At 62.1% G+C, this 15719-nt stretch carries 14 protein-coding genes; 11 read left to right on the forward strand and 3 right to left on the reverse strand.

Annotated features, from left to right (window positions below; genetic code table 11):
- Positions 1-41 precede the first annotated feature (41 nt).
- Complete coding sequence (locus AACG97_RS08300) at positions 42-398, reverse strand: 4a-hydroxytetrahydrobiopterin dehydratase (RefSeq protein ID WP_009681493.1); 357 nt, start codon at positions 396-398, stop codon at positions 42-44.
- Between the two features lie 39 nt (positions 399-437).
- The gene (phhA, locus tag AACG97_RS08305; protein ID WP_054881939.1) at positions 438-1226 is read right to left on the reverse strand and encodes a phenylalanine 4-monooxygenase; all 789 of its coding nucleotides are present in this window, start codon (positions 1224-1226) and stop codon (positions 438-440) included.
- A gap of 254 nt (positions 1227-1480) precedes the next feature.
- Between phhA and AACG97_RS08310 the strand changes: the two genes are divergently transcribed.
- The gene (locus tag AACG97_RS08310; RefSeq protein WP_115293601.1) at positions 1481-3040 is read left to right on the forward strand and encodes a sigma-54-dependent transcriptional regulator; all 1560 of its coding nucleotides are present in this window, start codon (positions 1481-1483) and stop codon (positions 3038-3040) included.
- Between the two features lie 83 nt (positions 3041-3123).
- On the opposite strand, the gene AACG97_RS08315 is transcribed toward AACG97_RS08310, so the two are convergent.
- Positions 3124-3378, reverse strand: coding sequence for a DUF2790 domain-containing protein (locus AACG97_RS08315; protein ID WP_009681490.1), 255 nt, complete (start codon positions 3376-3378; stop codon positions 3124-3126).
- 398 nt (positions 3379-3776) lie between these two features.
- On the opposite strand from AACG97_RS08315, the gene acs reads away from it, so the two are divergent.
- The 10 genes from acs to astD all read left to right on the forward strand — a co-directional run bounded on the left by acs (position 3777) and on the right by astD (position 15717).
- Complete coding sequence (gene acs / locus AACG97_RS08320) at positions 3777-5738, forward strand: acetate--CoA ligase (protein ID WP_009681489.1); 1962 nt, start codon at positions 3777-3779, stop codon at positions 5736-5738.
- A 536-nt stretch (positions 5739-6274) separates the two neighbouring features.
- Positions 6275-7060 (forward strand): ABC transporter substrate-binding protein, encoded by a 786-nt coding sequence (locus AACG97_RS08325; RefSeq protein ID WP_009681488.1) that lies wholly within the window; start codon positions 6275-6277, stop codon positions 7058-7060.
- An 87-nt stretch (positions 7061-7147) separates the two neighbouring features.
- Positions 7148-7837 carry an ABC transporter permease gene (locus AACG97_RS08330; protein WP_054881940.1) on the forward strand — a complete coding sequence of 230 codons (690 nt, stop codon included), beginning with the start codon at positions 7148-7150 and terminating at the stop codon, positions 7835-7837.
- Complete coding sequence (locus AACG97_RS08335) at positions 7834-8532, forward strand: ABC transporter permease (protein WP_197886067.1); 699 nt, start codon at positions 7834-7836, stop codon at positions 8530-8532. The genes AACG97_RS08330 and AACG97_RS08335 overlap by 4 nt, the downstream gene beginning before the upstream one ends.
- A gap of 22 nt (positions 8533-8554) precedes the next feature.
- A complete protein-coding gene (locus AACG97_RS08340) occupies positions 8555-9319 on the forward strand; it encodes an ABC transporter ATP-binding protein (protein WP_009681485.1) in 765 nt (254 codons plus the stop codon).
- A gap of 98 nt (positions 9320-9417) precedes the next feature.
- Positions 9418-10398, forward strand: coding sequence for a transcriptional regulator ArgR (argR, locus tag AACG97_RS08345; protein ID WP_009681484.1), 981 nt, complete (start codon positions 9418-9420; stop codon positions 10396-10398).
- A 372-nt stretch (positions 10399-10770) separates the two neighbouring features.
- Positions 10771-11991, forward strand: a complete 1221-nt coding sequence (locus AACG97_RS08350) for an aspartate aminotransferase family protein (protein ID WP_054904774.1) — start codon at positions 10771-10773, stop codon at positions 11989-11991.
- Positions 11992-12126: 135 nt separating this feature from the next.
- Positions 12127-13146, forward strand: coding sequence for an arginine/ornithine succinyltransferase subunit alpha (gene aruF / locus AACG97_RS08355; protein WP_054912723.1), 1020 nt, complete (start codon positions 12127-12129; stop codon positions 13144-13146).
- Positions 13147-13224: 78 nt separating this feature from the next.
- Complete coding sequence (gene astA, locus AACG97_RS08360) at positions 13225-14250, forward strand: arginine N-succinyltransferase (RefSeq protein WP_054881944.1); 1026 nt, start codon at positions 13225-13227, stop codon at positions 14248-14250.
- A 3-nt stretch (positions 14251-14253) separates the two neighbouring features.
- On the forward strand, positions 14254-15717 hold the full coding sequence (gene astD / locus AACG97_RS08365; RefSeq protein WP_115293602.1) for a succinylglutamate-semialdehyde dehydrogenase: 1464 nt from the start codon (positions 14254-14256) through the stop codon (positions 15715-15717).
- Positions 15718-15719: the final 2 nt, after the last annotated feature.

Consider the following 15719-nt stretch of genomic DNA (forward strand, 5'->3'; position numbering starts at 1 on the left):
AGGGCAGCGGCCTTGCCGGTGTCAGAGGGGCAGCCGCGGCTTTACTTGCGGCCTTCAGCCGATTCCGCCACCTTGTCGGTGCGCGCACACATGATGAAGTCGTTGCGGTGCAGGCCCTTGATCGAGTGGCTCCACCAGGTCACGGTCACCTTGCCCCACTCAGTCAGCAGCCCAGGGTGGTGGCCTTCGGCTTCGGCGATTTCGCCAACGGCATTGGTGAACGCCAAGGCGTGCTTGAAGTTCTTGAACAGGAAGACGCGCTCCAGCTCCATATGGCCGTCACGTACTTCGATGTTCCAGTCCGGGATCTCGCGAATCAGTTCTGCCAGCTCTTCGTCGGTGACTTTCGGCGCGTCGGCGCGGCAGGCTTCGCAGTGGGCTTGGTTCAAGGCATTCATGGAATAGTTTCCGCTTCGAGTTGTTATCGGCAAGGTCGCTCAGGCAGCAACCTTGGGTGGAAATTTAGGCGCATGCAGGCCCAGCTGCATGGCGGTGTGGACCATGCGCATGATGTCCTCGTGGGCCAGGTCGAACAGGCGCTTCATGTTCGGCAGCACGAAGTACAGGGGCTGCAGGATGTCGATGCGGTACGGTGTACGCATGGCTTCGACGGGGTCGAAGGCCTGGTGCTCGGGTTCACCAGACAAGCAATATACGGTCTCTTTGGGCGATGAAAGAATGCCGCCACCGTAGATTTTGCAGCCTTGGGCGGTTTCCATCAGGCCGAATTCGATGGTCATCCAGTACAGGCGGGCCAGGTACACCCGTTGTTCCTTGGTCGCGGCCAGGCCCAGCTTGCCATAGGTGTGGGTGAATTCAGCGAACCAGGGGTTGGTCAGCAGCGGGCAGTGGCCAAAGATCTCGTGGAAGATGTCTGGTTCCTGCAGGTAGTCCAACTCCTGCGGAGTGCGAATGAAGGTCGCGACCGGGAAGCGCTTGCTGGCCAGCAGCTCGAAAAAGGTCTGGAAAGGGATCAGGGCAGGTACCCGAGCCACCTGCCAACCGGTGGTGGCGCCCAGCACCTTGTTGATTTCACCCAGCTGCGGAATGCGCTCATGGGGTAGGTTGAGTTGCTCGATACCGTCGAGGTATTCCTGGCACGCGCGGCCTTCGATCACCTTCAGCTGGCGAGTGATCAGGGTATTCCACACAGCGTGCTCTTGCTGGGGATAATCGATAAAACCATGCGCATCGGGCTCGCGGGCCACGTAGTGCGTCTGTTTCATAGGGCTCTCCTGGTGAGGGCTTTCTTGTTATGTACGGCACATACCCAAGCATTAGGCTTTTGCTCACCGCTTTGCACGGGGGCCTGGCTGCGTTGAAATCCCTCACGGGGTGAAGATCGTAACGAAAATTTTACAAATTTCACGAGAGCGCGGAAAATACGCCGTATTCGGCTGGCGTTTGTTCGGTTTTTGTCAGCTTATCTTTACGAATTTTCTGCGCTGTGTTGAAAAACATCGGCGTTGCGAGAGCCCTCATGCGTATCAAAGTGCACTGCCAGAATCGCATTGGCATCCTGCGGGACATCCTCAACCTGCTGGTCGAGTACGGCATCAACGTGCTGCGCGGCGAGGTGGGGGGTGACCATGGCAACGCCATCTACCTGCACTGCCCGAACCTGGTCAATTTGCAGTTCCAGGCCCTGCGCCCGAAGTTCGAGGCCATTGCCGGGGTGTTCGGCGTAAAGCGCGTGGGGCTGATGCCCAGCGAGCGCCGGCACATGGAGCTGAATGCGCTACTGGGGGCCCTGGACTTCCCGGTGCTGTCGGTAGACATGGGCGGCAGCATCGTTGCGGCCAACCGTGCCGCAGCGCAGCTGTTGGGGGTACGCGTGGACGAGGTGCCGGGCATGCCATTGGCCCGCTACGTCGAAGATTTCGACTTGCCGGAGCTGGTGCGGGCCAACAAGTCGCGTATCAACGGCCTGCGCATCCAGGTCAAGGGTGATGTGTTCCTGGCCGATATCGCGCCGCTGCAGTCCGAGCATGACGAGAGCGAGGCGCTTGCTGGTGCCGTGCTTACCCTGCACCGTGCCGACCGCATTGGCGAGCGCATCTACAACGTGCGCAAGCAGGAGTTGCGGGGGTTCGACAGCATCTTCCAGAGTTCGCGGGTGATGGCAGCCGTGGTGCGTGAAGCGCGGCGCATGGCGCCGCTGGATGCGCCGTTGCTGATCGAGGGCGAGACCGGCACCGGCAAGGAGCTGCTGGCGCGGGCGTGCCACCTGGCCAGCCCGCGCGGGCAGTCGCCATTGATGGCACTCAACTGTGCCGGGTTGCCAGAGTCGATGGCCGAGACCGAGCTGTTCGGCTATGGCCCGGGGGCATTCGAAGGGGCGCGGGCCGAGGGCAAGCTTGGGTTACTGGAACTGACTGCGGGGGGCACCTTGTTCCTTGACGGGGTGGGGGAGATGAGCCCGCGCCTGCAGGTCAAGCTGCTGCGCTTCCTGCAGGACGGGTGCTTCCGCCGGGTCGGCAGCGATGAAGAGGTATACCTGGATGTACGGGTGATCTGCGCCACCCAGGTGGATTTGTCCGAATTGTGTGCCCGTGGTGAATTCCGCCAGGACTTGTATCACCGCCTCAACGTGTTGTCGCTGCACATTCCGCCTTTGCGCGAGTGCATGGATGGCCTGGAAGGGCTGGTGCAGCATTTTATTGATCAGGCCAGCCGGCAGATCGGCTGCGCCTTGCCACGTTTGGCGCCGGCGGCCATGGACAAACTTGGGCAGTATCATTGGCCGGGTAATGTAAGGCAGTTGGAGAACGTTTTGTTCCAGGCGGTTTCATTATGCGAAGGCGGCGTGGTCAAGAGCGAGCATGTTCGTTTGCCGGATTATGGCGTGCGCCAACCGCTGGGTGATTTTTCGCTGGAAGGGGATCTTTCGCAGATCGTCGGGCGCTTTGAAAAAGCGGTGCTGGAAAGTTTGATGGGCGAGTTTTCCAGTAGCCGGGCACTGGGAAAAAGATTGGGTGTTTCACATACCACCATTGCCAACAAGTTGAGAGATTATTCACTTAACAAGTCGGGCGATTAGGGGCGGGCAACAACTTTGGCAATGCTTTAAAGTTACAGGTATTGTGTCGCGAAGGGGCCCCGCAGGGCCCCGATTCAAGGTCTTCACCCGTTAGAGCAGCCGTTCCCCATCACGCGGTATTCGAGGATATGCTTCTGCCCTTGGGAGTCCTCGTAGGTCATGCGCGCTGGCACGACTTCGCACACATTGGGCACTTCGCTCATGGAAATGACGCGGGCAATGTCCAGGTGCTGAGAGTAACTGTATTGTTCAACCGGAATCTGCTCGGCATCTTTGGCTTCATCGGCCAGTGCCGCGCCGCAAAGACTACCCAGTACCAATACCAGTAAAGCTTTCATTTTCAAATATACCTGTCTAAGGTCGTGAGGGGGCGCGCGGCGCTTGTGGCGCCGCGTGTACATCAAGTTTCAACTAACCAGATAAAGGGAGATCAACGTGCGCCTTCGTGGGGGCTGTTACCAGTTGTTAATCGCCTTGCCGTTGCTGGCGAAGTGAATTTTATGGCCGCCACCCGGGCCGAAACAGGGGGTGTTTTGATAAAGTCTTTTAACAGAATCTGTAACAATCCATCGGTCCGTGCGTTCAGCGGCATGCCAGGCAAGCTGTAAGGCTTGCGCCAGAGCCTTCTGCCGGTACGGCCGTACCAAATTACTACCAACGTCGAATGGCTTTTGTTGCTCTGGTACAGTTACAAACGGTCCCATACAAAAACAACTATTACACCGAGGTAACACAGATGAGTGCGGCTCCACTGTATCCCGTTCGTCCCGAGGTTGCGGCCACTACGCTGACCGACGAGGCCACTTACAAGGCCATGTACCAGCAATCGGTGATCAACCCGGACGGCTTCTGGCGCGAGCAGGCCCAGCGTATCGACTGGATCAAGCCGTTCACCAAGGTCAAGCAGACCTCGTTCGACGACCACCACGTCGATATCAAATGGTTCGCCGACGGCACTCTGAACGTTTCCTCCAACTGCCTGGACCGTCACCTCGAAGAGCGCGGTGACCAGCTGGCGATCATCTGGGAAGGTGACGACCCTTCCGAGCACCGCAACATTACCTACCGCGAACTGCACGAGCAGGTCTGCAAGTTTGCCAACGCCCTGCGTGGCCAGGACGTGCACCGTGGTGACGTGGTCACCATCTACATGCCGATGATCCCCGAAGCCGTGGTCGCCATGCTGGCCTGTGCACGCATCGGGGCGATCCATTCGGTGGTGTTCGGCGGCTTCTCGCCCGAAGCGCTGGCCGGCCGGATCATCGACTGCAAGTCCAAGGTGGTGATCACTGCCGACGAGGGCCTGCGCGGTGGTCGTCGTACCCCACTCAAGGCCAACGTCGACCTGGCGTTGACCAACCCTGAAACCAACAGCGTGCAGAAAATCATCGTGTGCAAGCGCACCGGTGGCGACATCGCCTGGCACCAGCACCGCGACATCTGGTACGAAGACCTGATGAAGGTGGCTTCCAGCCATTGCGCGCCGAAAGAAATGGGCGCCGAAGAGGCGCTGTTCATCCTGTACACCTCGGGTTCCACCGGCAAGCCAAAAGGGGTGCTGCACACCACGGGCGGTTACCTGGTATATGCCGCGCTGACCCATGAGCGCGTGTTCGACTACCGCCCCGGTGAGGTGTACTGGTGCACCGCGGACGTGGGCTGGGTCACTGGCCACAGCTATATCGTCTACGGCCCGCTGGCCAACGGCGCCACCACCTTGCTGTTCGAGGGCGTGCCGAACTACCCGGACATCACCCGGGTGTCGAAGATCATCGACAAGCACAAGGTCAACATCCTCTACACCGCACCAACCGCCATCCGCGCCATGATGGCTGAAGGGCAGGCCGCTGTAGCCGGGGCCGATGGCTCCAGCCTGCGCCTGCTGGGGTCGGTGGGCGAGCCGATCAACCCGGAAGCGTGGAGCTGGTACTACAAGGCCGTGGGCAAGGAACGCTGCCCGATCGTCGACACCTGGTGGCAGACCGAAACCGGCGGCATCCTGATCAGCCCGCTGCCGGGTGCCACCGGCCTGAAACCAGGGTCTGCGACCCGGCCGTTCTTCGGCGTGGTGCCGGCACTGGTGGACAACCTGGGCAACCTGATCGACGGTGCGGCCGAGGGCAACCTGGTGATCCTCGATTCCTGGCCTGGCCAGTCGCGTTCGCTGTATGGCGACCACGACCGTTTCGTGGATACCTATTTCAAGACCTTCCGCGGCATGTACTTCACCGGCGACGGCGCGCGCCGGGACGAGGACGGTTACTACTGGATCACCGGTCGCGTGGATGACGTGCTCAACGTGTCGGGCCACCGCATGGGCACGGCCGAGATCGAGAGTGCCATGGTGGCGCACGCCAAGGTGGCCGAAGCTGCAGTGGTGGGTGTGCCGCACGACATCAAGGGGCAGGGCATTTACGTGTATGTCACCCTCAATGCGGGTGTCGAGGCCAGCGAGCAGTTGCGCCTGGAATTGAAGAACTGGGTGCGCAAGGAGATCGGCCCTATTGCTTCCCCGGATGTGATCCAGTGGGCGCCTGGGTTGCCCAAGACCCGCTCTGGCAAGATCATGCGCCGCATCCTGCGCAAGATTGCTACCGGTGAGTACGATGCGTTGGGCGATATCTCGACCCTGGCCGACCCTGGGGTGGTGCAGCACCTGATCGATACCCACAAGGCGATGAGTCTGGCATCGGCGTGATGGCGGGCCGGCGTGTGCGCTGAATGACAGGGGCCGCTTTGCGACCCATCGCGACGCAAGGCCGCTCCTACAGAAACCCTGCCCGGGCAACCGGCGGGGTTTTTGCTTTACTGTTACCCGACAATCATCGGTAACCGTTCTGTCACCGGTGCTGCACTATGGCGGGGCGCGCGGAAACAAAACCGGCCCATTCCAGTGCAGCTTTATGGCATTTGCAGCCGTGCCGCTCGCCCCACTTGCCGTAATTCGAGGCTTTGCCAATAATAGGCCCAGGAATTGCTAGTTCTATAGGTTCTATTTCTTGCGCTTTTGCATATTTTGCAATGGCTGTCAACATCGCCCGCGGCGGTTTCAGGCGCTTCTATAAGTAGTTGTCGCTTTGAAGAAATATCGACTACCGGGCTGTCGTTAGAATGCCACACACTCGCTCGTGGTATGCGGCCTTGGTCGAACCCTGCGCGGCTCGCGTTGTACTCATTCGCATATCGGGCAGCCGTGATCTGCCTTGTATTGCCCCGTACCGATGGAGTTACCTGATGAAGAAGCTTGCACTGCTTGGCGCCCTGGCGCTGTCCGTGTTTTCCCTGGTGTCGCAGGCCGATGAAAAGCCGTTGAAAATCGGCATCGAGGCCGCCTACCCACCTTTCGCCTTCAAACAGCCCGACGGCAGCATCGCTGGCTTCGACTACGACATCGGCAACGCCTTGTGCGAAGAGATGAAGGCCAAGTGCACCTGGGTCGAGCAAGAATTCGATGGCCTGATTCCGGCGCTGAAGGTGCGCAAGATCGACGCCATCCTGTCGTCGATGTCGATCACCGAAGACCGCAAGAAGTCGGTCGACTTCACCAAGCGCTACTACCTGACGCCGGCGCGCCTGGTCATGAAGGAAGGCACCACCGTCAGCGACAGCCTGGACGAACTCAAGGGCAAGAAGATCGGCGTACAGCGCGGCTCGATCCACGACCGCTTCGCCAAGGAAGTGCTGGGCGCCAAAGGTGCCACCGTCGTGCCGTACGGCACCCAGAACGAAATCTACCTGGACGTGGCAGCCGGTCGCCTCGATGGCACCGTGGCTGACGCCACCCTGCTGGAAGACGGTTTCCTGAAAACCGACGCCGGCAAGGGCTTTGCCTTCGTAGGCCCGGCCTTCACCGACGCCAAGTACTTCGGTGACGGTATCGGCATTGCCGTACGCAAGGGCGACGACGCCAACCGCGAGCGCATCAACAAGGCCATCGACGCCATCCGCGCCAACGGCAAGTACCAGGAAATCGAGAAGAAGTACTTCAACTTCGACATCTACGGTCCAGACTCGAACTAAGACGTCGGGTTTACCTGTGCAATGGTGCAAACAGCAGAGGCTCTGAGGTTTGCACCATTTTTCATTCTCTAGGTCGAGGACCTCATCATGTTGAAAGGCTACGGGGCAGTCATCCTCGACGGGGCGTGGCTGACGCTGCAGCTTGCCCTGTCGTCGATGGCCCTGGCCATCGTGCTCGGCCTGATCGGTGTGGCGCTGCGCTTGTCGCCGGTGCGCTGGCTGGCCTGGCTTGGCGACCTGTATTCCACGGTCATCCGTGGCATTCCGGACCTGGTCCTGATCCTGCTGATCTTCTACGGCGGGCAAGACATCATCAACCGGGTGGCGCCGCTGCTCGGCTACGAAGACTACATCGACCTCAACCCGCTGATCGCGGGCATCGGTACCCTGGGCTTCATCTTCGGTGCCTACCTGTCGGAAACCTTCCGCGGCGCCTTCCTCGGCATTCCCAAGGGGCAGGCCGAGGCGGGGTTCGCCTATGGCATGAGCGCGCGTCAGGTGTTCTTCCGTATCCAGGTTCCGCAAATGATCCGCCTGGCGATTCCTGGTTTCACCAACAACTGGCTGGTGCTGACCAAAGCCACCGCGCTGATTTCGGTGGTCGGCCTGCAGGACATGATGTTCAAGGCCAAACAGGCGGCCGACGCCACGCGCGAGCCGTTCACCTTCTTCCTGGCGGTGGCCGCGTTGTACCTGGTGCTGACCAGTGTTTCGCTGCTGGCCCTGAAGTTTCTGGAGCGCCGCTACTCGGTGGGCGTCAAGGTGGCTGAACTATGATCTTCGACTACAACGTCATCTGGGAGGCGTTGCCGATGTACTTCGGCGGCCTGCTGACCACCCTCAAGCTGCTGGCCATTTCGTTGTTCTTCGGCTTGCTGGGGGCTATTCCGTTGGGCTTGATGCGGGTGTCGCGGCAGCCGGTGGTCAACTTCACCGCCTGGCTCTATACCTATGTGATCCGCGGGACGCCGATGCTGGTGCAGCTGTTTCTGATCTACTACGGCCTGGCCCAGTTCGAAGCGGTGCGCGACAGTGTCGTCTGGCCGCTGTTGTCCAGCGCCACCTTCTGTGCGTGCCTGGCGTTCGGCATCAACACCAGTGCCTACACCGCAGAAATCATCGCCGGCAGCCTCAAGGCCACGCCGCATGGCGAGATCGAGGCGGCCAAGGCCGTGGGCATGTCACGCATGAAGATGTACCGCCGCATCCTGCTGCCTTCGGCCCTGCGCCGGGCGCTGCCGCAGTACAGCAACGAAGTGATCATGATGCTGCAGACCACCAGCCTGGCGTCGATCGTCACCCTGATCGACATAACCGGCGCCGCACGCACGGTCAATGCGCAGTACTACCTGCCTTTCGAGGCCTATATCACGGCGGGCGTGTTCTACCTGTGCCTGACCTTCATCCTGGTGCGCCTGTTCAAGATGGCCGAACGCCGCTGGCTCGGCTACCTGGCGCCACGCAAGCACTGACCGCTTTGTGAGAATCGACAGCATGTACAAACTCGAAGTCCAAGACCTGCACAAGCGCTACGGCAGCCATGAAGTACTCAAGGGCGTGTCGCTGGCGGCCAAGGCCGGCGACGTCATCAGCATCATCGGCTCCAGCGGTTCGGGCAAGTCGACCTTCCTGCGTTGCATCAACCTGCTGGAGCAGCCGCACGCCGGCAAGATCCTGCTCAACAACGAAGAACTCAGGCTGGTCGCTGGCAAGGACGGCGCGCTGAAGGCCGCAGACCCGCGTCAGTTGCAGCGCATGCGCTCGCGGCTGTCGATGGTGTTTCAGCATTTCAACCTGTGGTCGCACATGACCGCGCTGGAGAACATCATCGAGGCGCCGGTGCATGTGTTGGGCGTGAACCGCAAGGAAGCCCTGGAAAAGGCCGAGCACTACCTGGCCAAGGTGGGTGTCGCCCACCGCAAGGACGCCTTCCCGGGGCACATGTCTGGCGGGGAGCAACAACGTGTGGCAATTGCCCGCGCCCTGGCGGTGGAGCCGGAGGTTATGCTGTTCGACGAGCCGACCTCGGCACTCGACCCCGAGCTGGTCGGCGATGTGCTGAAGGTAATGCAGGCGCTGGCCCAGGAAGGCCGGACCATGGTCGTGGTCACCCACGAAATGGGCTTTGCCCGCGAGGTGTCCAACCAGTTGGTGTTCTTGCACAAGGGGCTGGTGGAAGAGACCGGCTGCCCGCGTGAAGTGCTGGCCAACCCGCAGTCGGAACGCCTGAAGCAGTTCCTCTCCGGCAGCCTGAAGTAAAAGCTGCATTTTTGCACCAGAATAGGGCATGCTGCGCGGCGAGCGCGGCCTGACCCGGCGCACAGACTCGAACGACCTCAGGTTTCGGACCGTACCTTATGACCACCCAGCGAATCGGTTTTCTCATCTGGCCCAGCACCAGGCCCTTGACCCTGGCACTGGCCGAGGAAGTGTTGCAGGTGGCGCAGCGGGTGCATCCGGACGTGGTCTACGAACTGTCGTTCCTGCAGGCCGAGCCTGCGCCGGAAGGTGCCTGGCGCCTGCCAGGCGAGCCCTGGAACGGTGGCCTGGAAGGTTGTCACAAGCTGTTCCTGCTGGCAGACGAGCCACCCGTGGCGGTAGGGGCTGCGTTGTCGGCCGCGCTCAAGCAGCTGGCGCGCAGCGGCTGCATGATCGGGGGGCTTGCAGCCGGTGTGTACCCGCTGGCGATGCTGGGTTTGCTCGATGGTTACCGGGCTGCCGTGCACTGGCGTTGGCAGGATGATTTTGCCGAGCGCTTCCCCAGGGTCATCGCCACCAGCCACCTGTTTGACTGGGATCGTGACCGCCTCACGGCGTGCGGCGGCATGGCCGTTACCGACCTGCTGCTGGCGGTGCTGGCCCGCGATCACGGCGCCGAGCTTGCCGGTGCGGTGTCGGAGGAACTGGTGGTCGAGCGTATCCGCGAGGGGGGCGAGCGCCAACGTATTCCGCTGCAGAATCGTCTCGGCTCCAGCCACCCCAAGCTGACCCAGGCGGTGTTGCTGATGGAAGCCAATATCGAAGAACCGCTGACCACCGACGAAATTGCCCAGCACGTATGCGTCTCGCGCCGGCAGTTGGAGCGCATTTTCAAGCAGTACCTGAACCGCGTGCCGAGCCAGTACTACCTGGAGCTGCGGCTGAACAAGGCGCGGCAGATGCTGATGCAGACCAGCAAATCGATCATCCAGATCGGGCTTTCCTGTGGTTTCTCGTCGGGGCCGCATTTTTCCAGTGCGTACCGCAATTTCTTTGGTGCTACGCCGCGGGAAGACCGTAACCAGCGGCGTAGCAGCAGCCCGTTCGAGTTGAGTTCGGCGCCGGCTGAAAAGGGTTGATAGCTCGGTTGGGGCCGGGGTGTATGCCTTGAGGGTGATGGTGGGGCGGATATCGTGCGCCGCGCTACTAGAACAACGCCATGCACCCGCCACGGCGCGATACCAACGCCTCACACCCGCTACGGCATAAAAATATCGGCTTGCACCTTCTACTCCTTCATCTCCAGGTGAACACCCGTTCACCCAGCCCCCTCTCTCCCGTACACTGCGCGATTGCGACAGTGTTTGTCGCATTGCCGAAAACCTTGCTAAAACTGGGTTTTGCGCTGTAACAAGTTGTCGCTTGGCCGCAAGGACAGGCGCAGATCAGTCCTTACAATCCCCCCCATCGCTCGCCACTTCCAGGCCAGCGTTCCTCTTCAGGAGACTCAGATGTCCGTTGAGCAAGCCCCGGTGCAACGTGCCGATTTCGACCAGGTCATGGTCCCCAACTATTCTCCGGCGGCCTTCATTCCTGTGCGAGGCGAGGGTTCCCGTGTCTGGGACCAGTCCGGTCGCGAGTTGATCGACTTTGCCGGCGGCATCGCGGTAAACGCCCTGGGCCACTGCCACCCGGCGCTGGTCAAGGCCCTGACCGAGCAGGCCAACACCCTCTGGCACGTCTCCAACGTATTCACCAACGAACCGGCACTGCGCCTGGCCCACAAGCTGGTAAGCGCCACCTTTGCCGACCGTGCGTTCTTCTGCAACTCCGGCGCCGAGGCCAACGAGGCTGCCTTCAAGCTGGCCCGCCGGGTTGCCCATGACCGCTTCGGCCCTGAAAAGCACGAAATCATCGCCACCGTGAACAGTTTCCACGGTCGTACCCTGTTTACCGTCAGCGTCGGCGGCCAGCCGAAGTACTCCGATGGCTTCGGCCCGAAGATCACCGGCATCAGCCACGTGCCGTACAACGACCTGGAAGCGTTGAAGGCACAGATTTCCGACAAGACGTGCGCCGTGGTGATCGAGCCGATCCAGGGTGAGAGCGGCGTGGTGCCGGCCGACAAGGCTTACCTGGAAGGCGCTCGCAAGCTGTGTGACGAGCACAATGCCCTGCTGATCTTCGACGAAGTGCAGACGGGTGTGGGCCGTACCGGCTCGCTGTATGCCTACCAGCACTACGGCGTGACCCCGGATATCCTCACCAGCGCCAAGAGCCTGGGCGGTGGCTTCCCGATCGGCGCCATGCTGACCACCACCGAGCTGGCCAAGCACCTGGCTGTGGGCACCCACGGCACCACCTACGGCGGCAACCCGCTGGGCTGCGCGGTTGCCTGCGCGGTGCTGGACGTGGTCAACACCCCGGAAACCCTGGCCGGCATCAAGGCCAAGCACGCGCGGTTCAAGGCCCGCCTGGAGCAGATCGGGCAGAAGTACAACCTGTTCAGCCAGGTGCGTGGTGTTGGCCTGCTGCTGGGTTGCGTGTTGGCCGAGGCCTGGCAAGGCAAGGCCAAGGACGTACTCAATGCCGCCGAGAAAGAAGGCGTGATGGTGCTGCAGGCCGGTCCGGACGTGGTCCGCTTCGCGCCAAGCCTGGTGGTTGAAGACGCCGATATCGATGCAGGCCTGGACCGCTTCGAGCGCGCCGTTGCCACGCTGACCCAAGGCTGATCCGCCTGCGGTCCCTTCGCCGGCCGCAGCCAAGGTTGTACCAGGCCGGCGATTTGCGATTCCACAGCAGGTGCCCATGCGCCTGCCGTTTTTCCGTGCCGCCATGAGCGGCCCGTATTCCAAAGGAGTGACACCATGCTGGTGATGCGCCCCGCGCAAATGGCTGACCTGAACGAAGTGCAGCGCATGGCTGCCGACAGCCCCATTGGTGTCACCTCGCTGCCGGACGACTCTGCTCGCCTGGGCGACAAGATTGCCGCCTCCGAGACGTCCTTCGCCGCGGAGGTCAGCTTCAATGGCGAGGAAAGCTACTTCTTCGTGCTCGAAGACAGCGAAACCGGCAAGCTCGCCGGCTGCTCGGCCATCGTGGCCTCGGCTGGCTATTCCGAGCCGTTCTACAGTTTTCGCAACGAGACCTTCGTGCACGCCTCGCGCGAGCTGAAGATCCACAACAAGATCCACGTGCTCTCGCTGTGCCATGACCTGACCGGCAACAGCCTGCTGACCAGTTTCTACGTGTTGCCAGAGCTGGTGAACAGCGGCTGGGCCGAACTCAATTCCCGCGGCCGCCTGCTGTTCATGGCTGCGCACCCGGAACGCTTCGCTGACTCGGTGGTGACCGAGATCGTCGGTTACAGCGACGAAAAGGGCGAATCGCCGTTCTGGGACGCCATTGGGCGCAATTTCTTCGACCTCAACTATGCCGATGCCGAGCGCCTGTGCGGCCTGAAGAGCCGCACCTTTCTCGCCGAACTCATGCCGCACTACCCGATCTACGTGCCGCTGCTGCCAGACCTGGCGCAGGAAGCCATGGGCCAGGTGCACCCGCGGGCGCAGATCACCTTCGACATCCTCATGCGTGAGGGCTTCGAGACCGAGCACTACATCGACATATTCGACGGCGGCCCAACCCTGCATGCGCGTACCTCGGGCATCCGCTCGATCGCCCAGAGCCGGGTGGCCCCGGTGAAAATCGACGACGCGCCAACCAAGGGCGGGCGCCCGTACCTGGTGTGCAACGGCCTGTTGCAGGACTACCGGGCAGTGCTGCTGGAGCTGGATTGGGTGCCCGGCAAGCCGGTCAGCCTGAGCGTTGCAGCAGCCGAGGCGCTGGGCGTGGGCGAGGGCGCCAGCGTGCGCCTGGTGGCGGCCTGAGGTCTGGCAACAGGCGTTTCGGGATTGATGCGTTAGCAGAGTTTCGCGCCGGCCCATGCCGCCGCACAAGGAGATAGCATGATCGTTCGTCCTGTACGCAGCAGCGATTTGCCTGCGTTGATCGAATTGGCACGCAGCACCGGCACCACCGGGCTGACCACGCTGCCGGCCAACGAAGAGCGCCTGGAGCATCGCGTAGGTTGGGCGGAAAAGAGCTTTCGGGGCGAGGCCGAGCGCGGCGACACCGATTACCTGTTCGTGCTGGAAAACGACGAAGGCCTGGTGGTAGGCATCAGTGCCATCGCCGGTGCCGTTGGCTTGCGCGAGCCTTGGTACAACTACCGGGTCGGCCTGACCGTCAGTGCCTCGCAGGAGCTGAAGATCTACCGCGAAATCCCCACGCTGTTTCTGGCCAACGACCTGACCGGCAACTCCGAGCTGTGCTCGCTGTTCCTGCGCAGCGACTACCGCGCCGGGCTCAACGGCCGCTTGCTGTCGCGGGCGCGCATGCTGTTCATTGCCGAGTTCCCCGAGTTGTTCGGCAAGAAGATCATCGCCGAAATGCGCGGCATGTCGGATGAGCAGGGGCGTTCGCCGTTCTGGGAAAGCCTGGGCCGGCACTTCTTCAAGATGGAGTTCAGCCAGGCGGACTACCTGACCGGCGTGGGCAACAAGTCGTTCATCGCCGAGCTGATGCCGAAGTTCCCGCTGTACACCTGCTTCCTGTCCGACGCGGCGCGCAGCGTGATCGGCCGTGTGCACAAGGACACCGAGCCGGCACTGGCCATGCTCAAGCAGGAAGGTTTCACTTACCAGGGCTATGTCGACATTTTCGACGCCGGCCCCGCCATCGAGTGTGACACCGGCAGGATCCGCGCCGTGCGCGACAGCCAGACGCTGGTGCTGGCGGTTGGCACGCCGGGCGATGACGCCACCCCCTACATCATCCACAACCGCAAGCGCGACGACTGCCGTATCACCGCTGCACCTGCGCGTCTGGCCGCCGGAACCCTGGTGGTCGACCCGCTGACCGCCAAACGCCTGCGCATGGGCGCTGGCGACAATGTGCGCGCTGTGCCCATGTCGGCGAGCCGGGAGGGCTAATAAATGACCACGCACTACATCGCCGGCAATTGGCAGGCCGGCCAGGGCGAGCCCCTGCAATCGCTGAACCCGGTCACCCAGGCCGTGATCTGGCAGGGGCAGGGCGCCGACGCCAGCCAGGTCGGCGCCGCCGTAAAGGCTGCGCGCCAGGCGTTCCCAGCCTGGGCGCAACTGAGCCTGGACGCGCGCATCGGTGTGCTGGAGCAATTTGCCGCACAGTTGAAGGCGCATGCCGAAGCCATGGCCCAGTGCATTGGCGAGGAAACCGGCAAACCGCTGTGGGAGTCGGCCACCGAAGTGACCAGCATGATCAACAAGGTGGCCATTTCCGTACAAAGTTACCGCGAGCGTACCGGTGAAAAGAGCGGCCCGCTGGCCGATGCTACGGCAGTGCTGCGGCACAAGCCCCATGGTGTGGTCGCGGTGTTCGGCCCTTACAACTTCCCAGGCCACCTGCCGAACGGGCATATCGTTCCGGCGCTGCTGGCGGGCAACTGCGTGGTGTTCAAACCGAGTGAGCTGACCCCCAAGGTGGCGGAACTGACGGTGCACTGCTGGATCGCCGCCGGCCTGCCGGCGGGTGTGCTGAACCTGGTTCAGGGCGGGCGTGAAACCGGCGTGGCACTGGCTGGCGACCCAGGTATCGATGGCGTGTTCTTTACCGGTTCCAGCCGCACTGGCAACCTGTTGCACCAGCAGTTTGCCGGGCGCCCGGACAAGATCCTGGCGCTGGAAATGGGCGGCAACAACCCATTGCTGGTAGACGAGGTCAAGGACCTCGACGCTGCGGTTTACACCATCATTCAGTCGGCGTTCATTTCCGCCGGCCAGCGCTGCACCTGCGCACGTCGCCTGCTGGTGCCCCAGGGTGCCTGGGGCGATGCGCTGCTCGCGCGCCTGGTCGAGGTGTGCAGAACCATCACGGTGGGGGCGTTCGATGAACAGCCGGCACCGTTCATGGGCTCGGTGATTTCGCTGCAGGCCGCGCAGGCGCTGCTGGCTGCCCAGGCCGAACTGGCCGCCAAGGGCGGGGTGAAACTGCTGGAAATGACGCAGCCGCAAGCCGATGCCGCATTGCTTACCCCTGGCATCATCGATGTCAGCGACGTGGCGCAGCGCCCGGATGAAGAGTTCTTCGGGCCGCTGCTGCAAGTGGTCCGCTATGCCGATTTCGATGCGGCCATCGATGAAGCCAACAACACCCAGTACGGCCTGGCTGCCGGCTTGCTGTCCGATTCGCGCGCCCGCTACCAGCATTTCTGGCTGCGCAGCCGCGCCGGCATCGTCAACTGGAACAAGCAACTGACCGGTGCAGCCAGCAGCGCACCCTTCGGTGGCGTCGGCGCCAGTGGTAACCATCGCGCCAGTGCCTATTACGCGGCCGACTATTGCGCTTACCCCGTGGCTTCGCTGGAGACTGCCAGCCTTGCCTTGCCGGCCACCCTTACGCCGGGCGTCACCCTATAACA

Source organism: Pseudomonas sp. Nvir (assembly GCF_963778085.1).
In the GTDB taxonomy this organism is placed as follows: Bacteria; Pseudomonadota; Gammaproteobacteria; order Pseudomonadales; family Pseudomonadaceae; genus Aquipseudomonas; species Aquipseudomonas juntendi.

Excerpts from the sequence above, each read along its gene's own strand:
- argR (WP_009681484.1), top strand. The coding sequence starts at position 9,418 with ATGACCACCCAGCGAATCGGTTTTCTCATCTGGCCCAGCACCAGGCCC.
- AACG97_RS08330 (WP_054881940.1), top strand. The coding sequence starts at position 7,148 with ATGTTGAAAGGCTACGGGGCAGTCATCCTCGACGGGGCGTGGCTGACG.
- acs (WP_009681489.1), top strand. The coding sequence starts at position 3,777 with ATGAGTGCGGCTCCACTGTATCCCGTTCGTCCCGAGGTTGCGGCCACT.
- AACG97_RS08350 (WP_054904774.1), top strand. The coding sequence starts at position 10,771 with ATGTCCGTTGAGCAAGCCCCGGTGCAACGTGCCGATTTCGACCAGGTC.
- aruF (WP_054912723.1), top strand. The coding sequence starts at position 12,127 with ATGCTGGTGATGCGCCCCGCGCAAATGGCTGACCTGAACGAAGTGCAG.
- AACG97_RS08340 (WP_009681485.1), top strand. The coding sequence starts at position 8,555 with ATGTACAAACTCGAAGTCCAAGACCTGCACAAGCGCTACGGCAGCCAT.
- astA (WP_054881944.1), top strand. The coding sequence starts at position 13,225 with ATGATCGTTCGTCCTGTACGCAGCAGCGATTTGCCTGCGTTGATCGAA.
- phhA (WP_054881939.1), bottom strand. The coding sequence starts at position 1,226 with ATGAAACAGACGCACTACGTGGCCCGCGAGCCCGATGCGCATGGTTTT.
- AACG97_RS08335 (WP_197886067.1), top strand. The coding sequence starts at position 7,834 with ATGATCTTCGACTACAACGTCATCTGGGAGGCGTTGCCGATGTACTTC.
- AACG97_RS08300 (WP_009681493.1), bottom strand. The coding sequence starts at position 398 with ATGAATGCCTTGAACCAAGCCCACTGCGAAGCCTGCCGCGCCGACGCG.
- AACG97_RS08325 (WP_009681488.1), top strand. The coding sequence starts at position 6,275 with ATGAAGAAGCTTGCACTGCTTGGCGCCCTGGCGCTGTCCGTGTTTTCC.
- AACG97_RS08315 (WP_009681490.1), bottom strand. The coding sequence starts at position 3,378 with ATGAAAGCTTTACTGGTATTGGTACTGGGTAGTCTTTGCGGCGCGGCA.
- AACG97_RS08310 (WP_115293601.1), top strand. The coding sequence starts at position 1,481 with ATGCGTATCAAAGTGCACTGCCAGAATCGCATTGGCATCCTGCGGGAC.
- astD (WP_115293602.1), top strand. The coding sequence starts at position 14,254 with ATGACCACGCACTACATCGCCGGCAATTGGCAGGCCGGCCAGGGCGAG.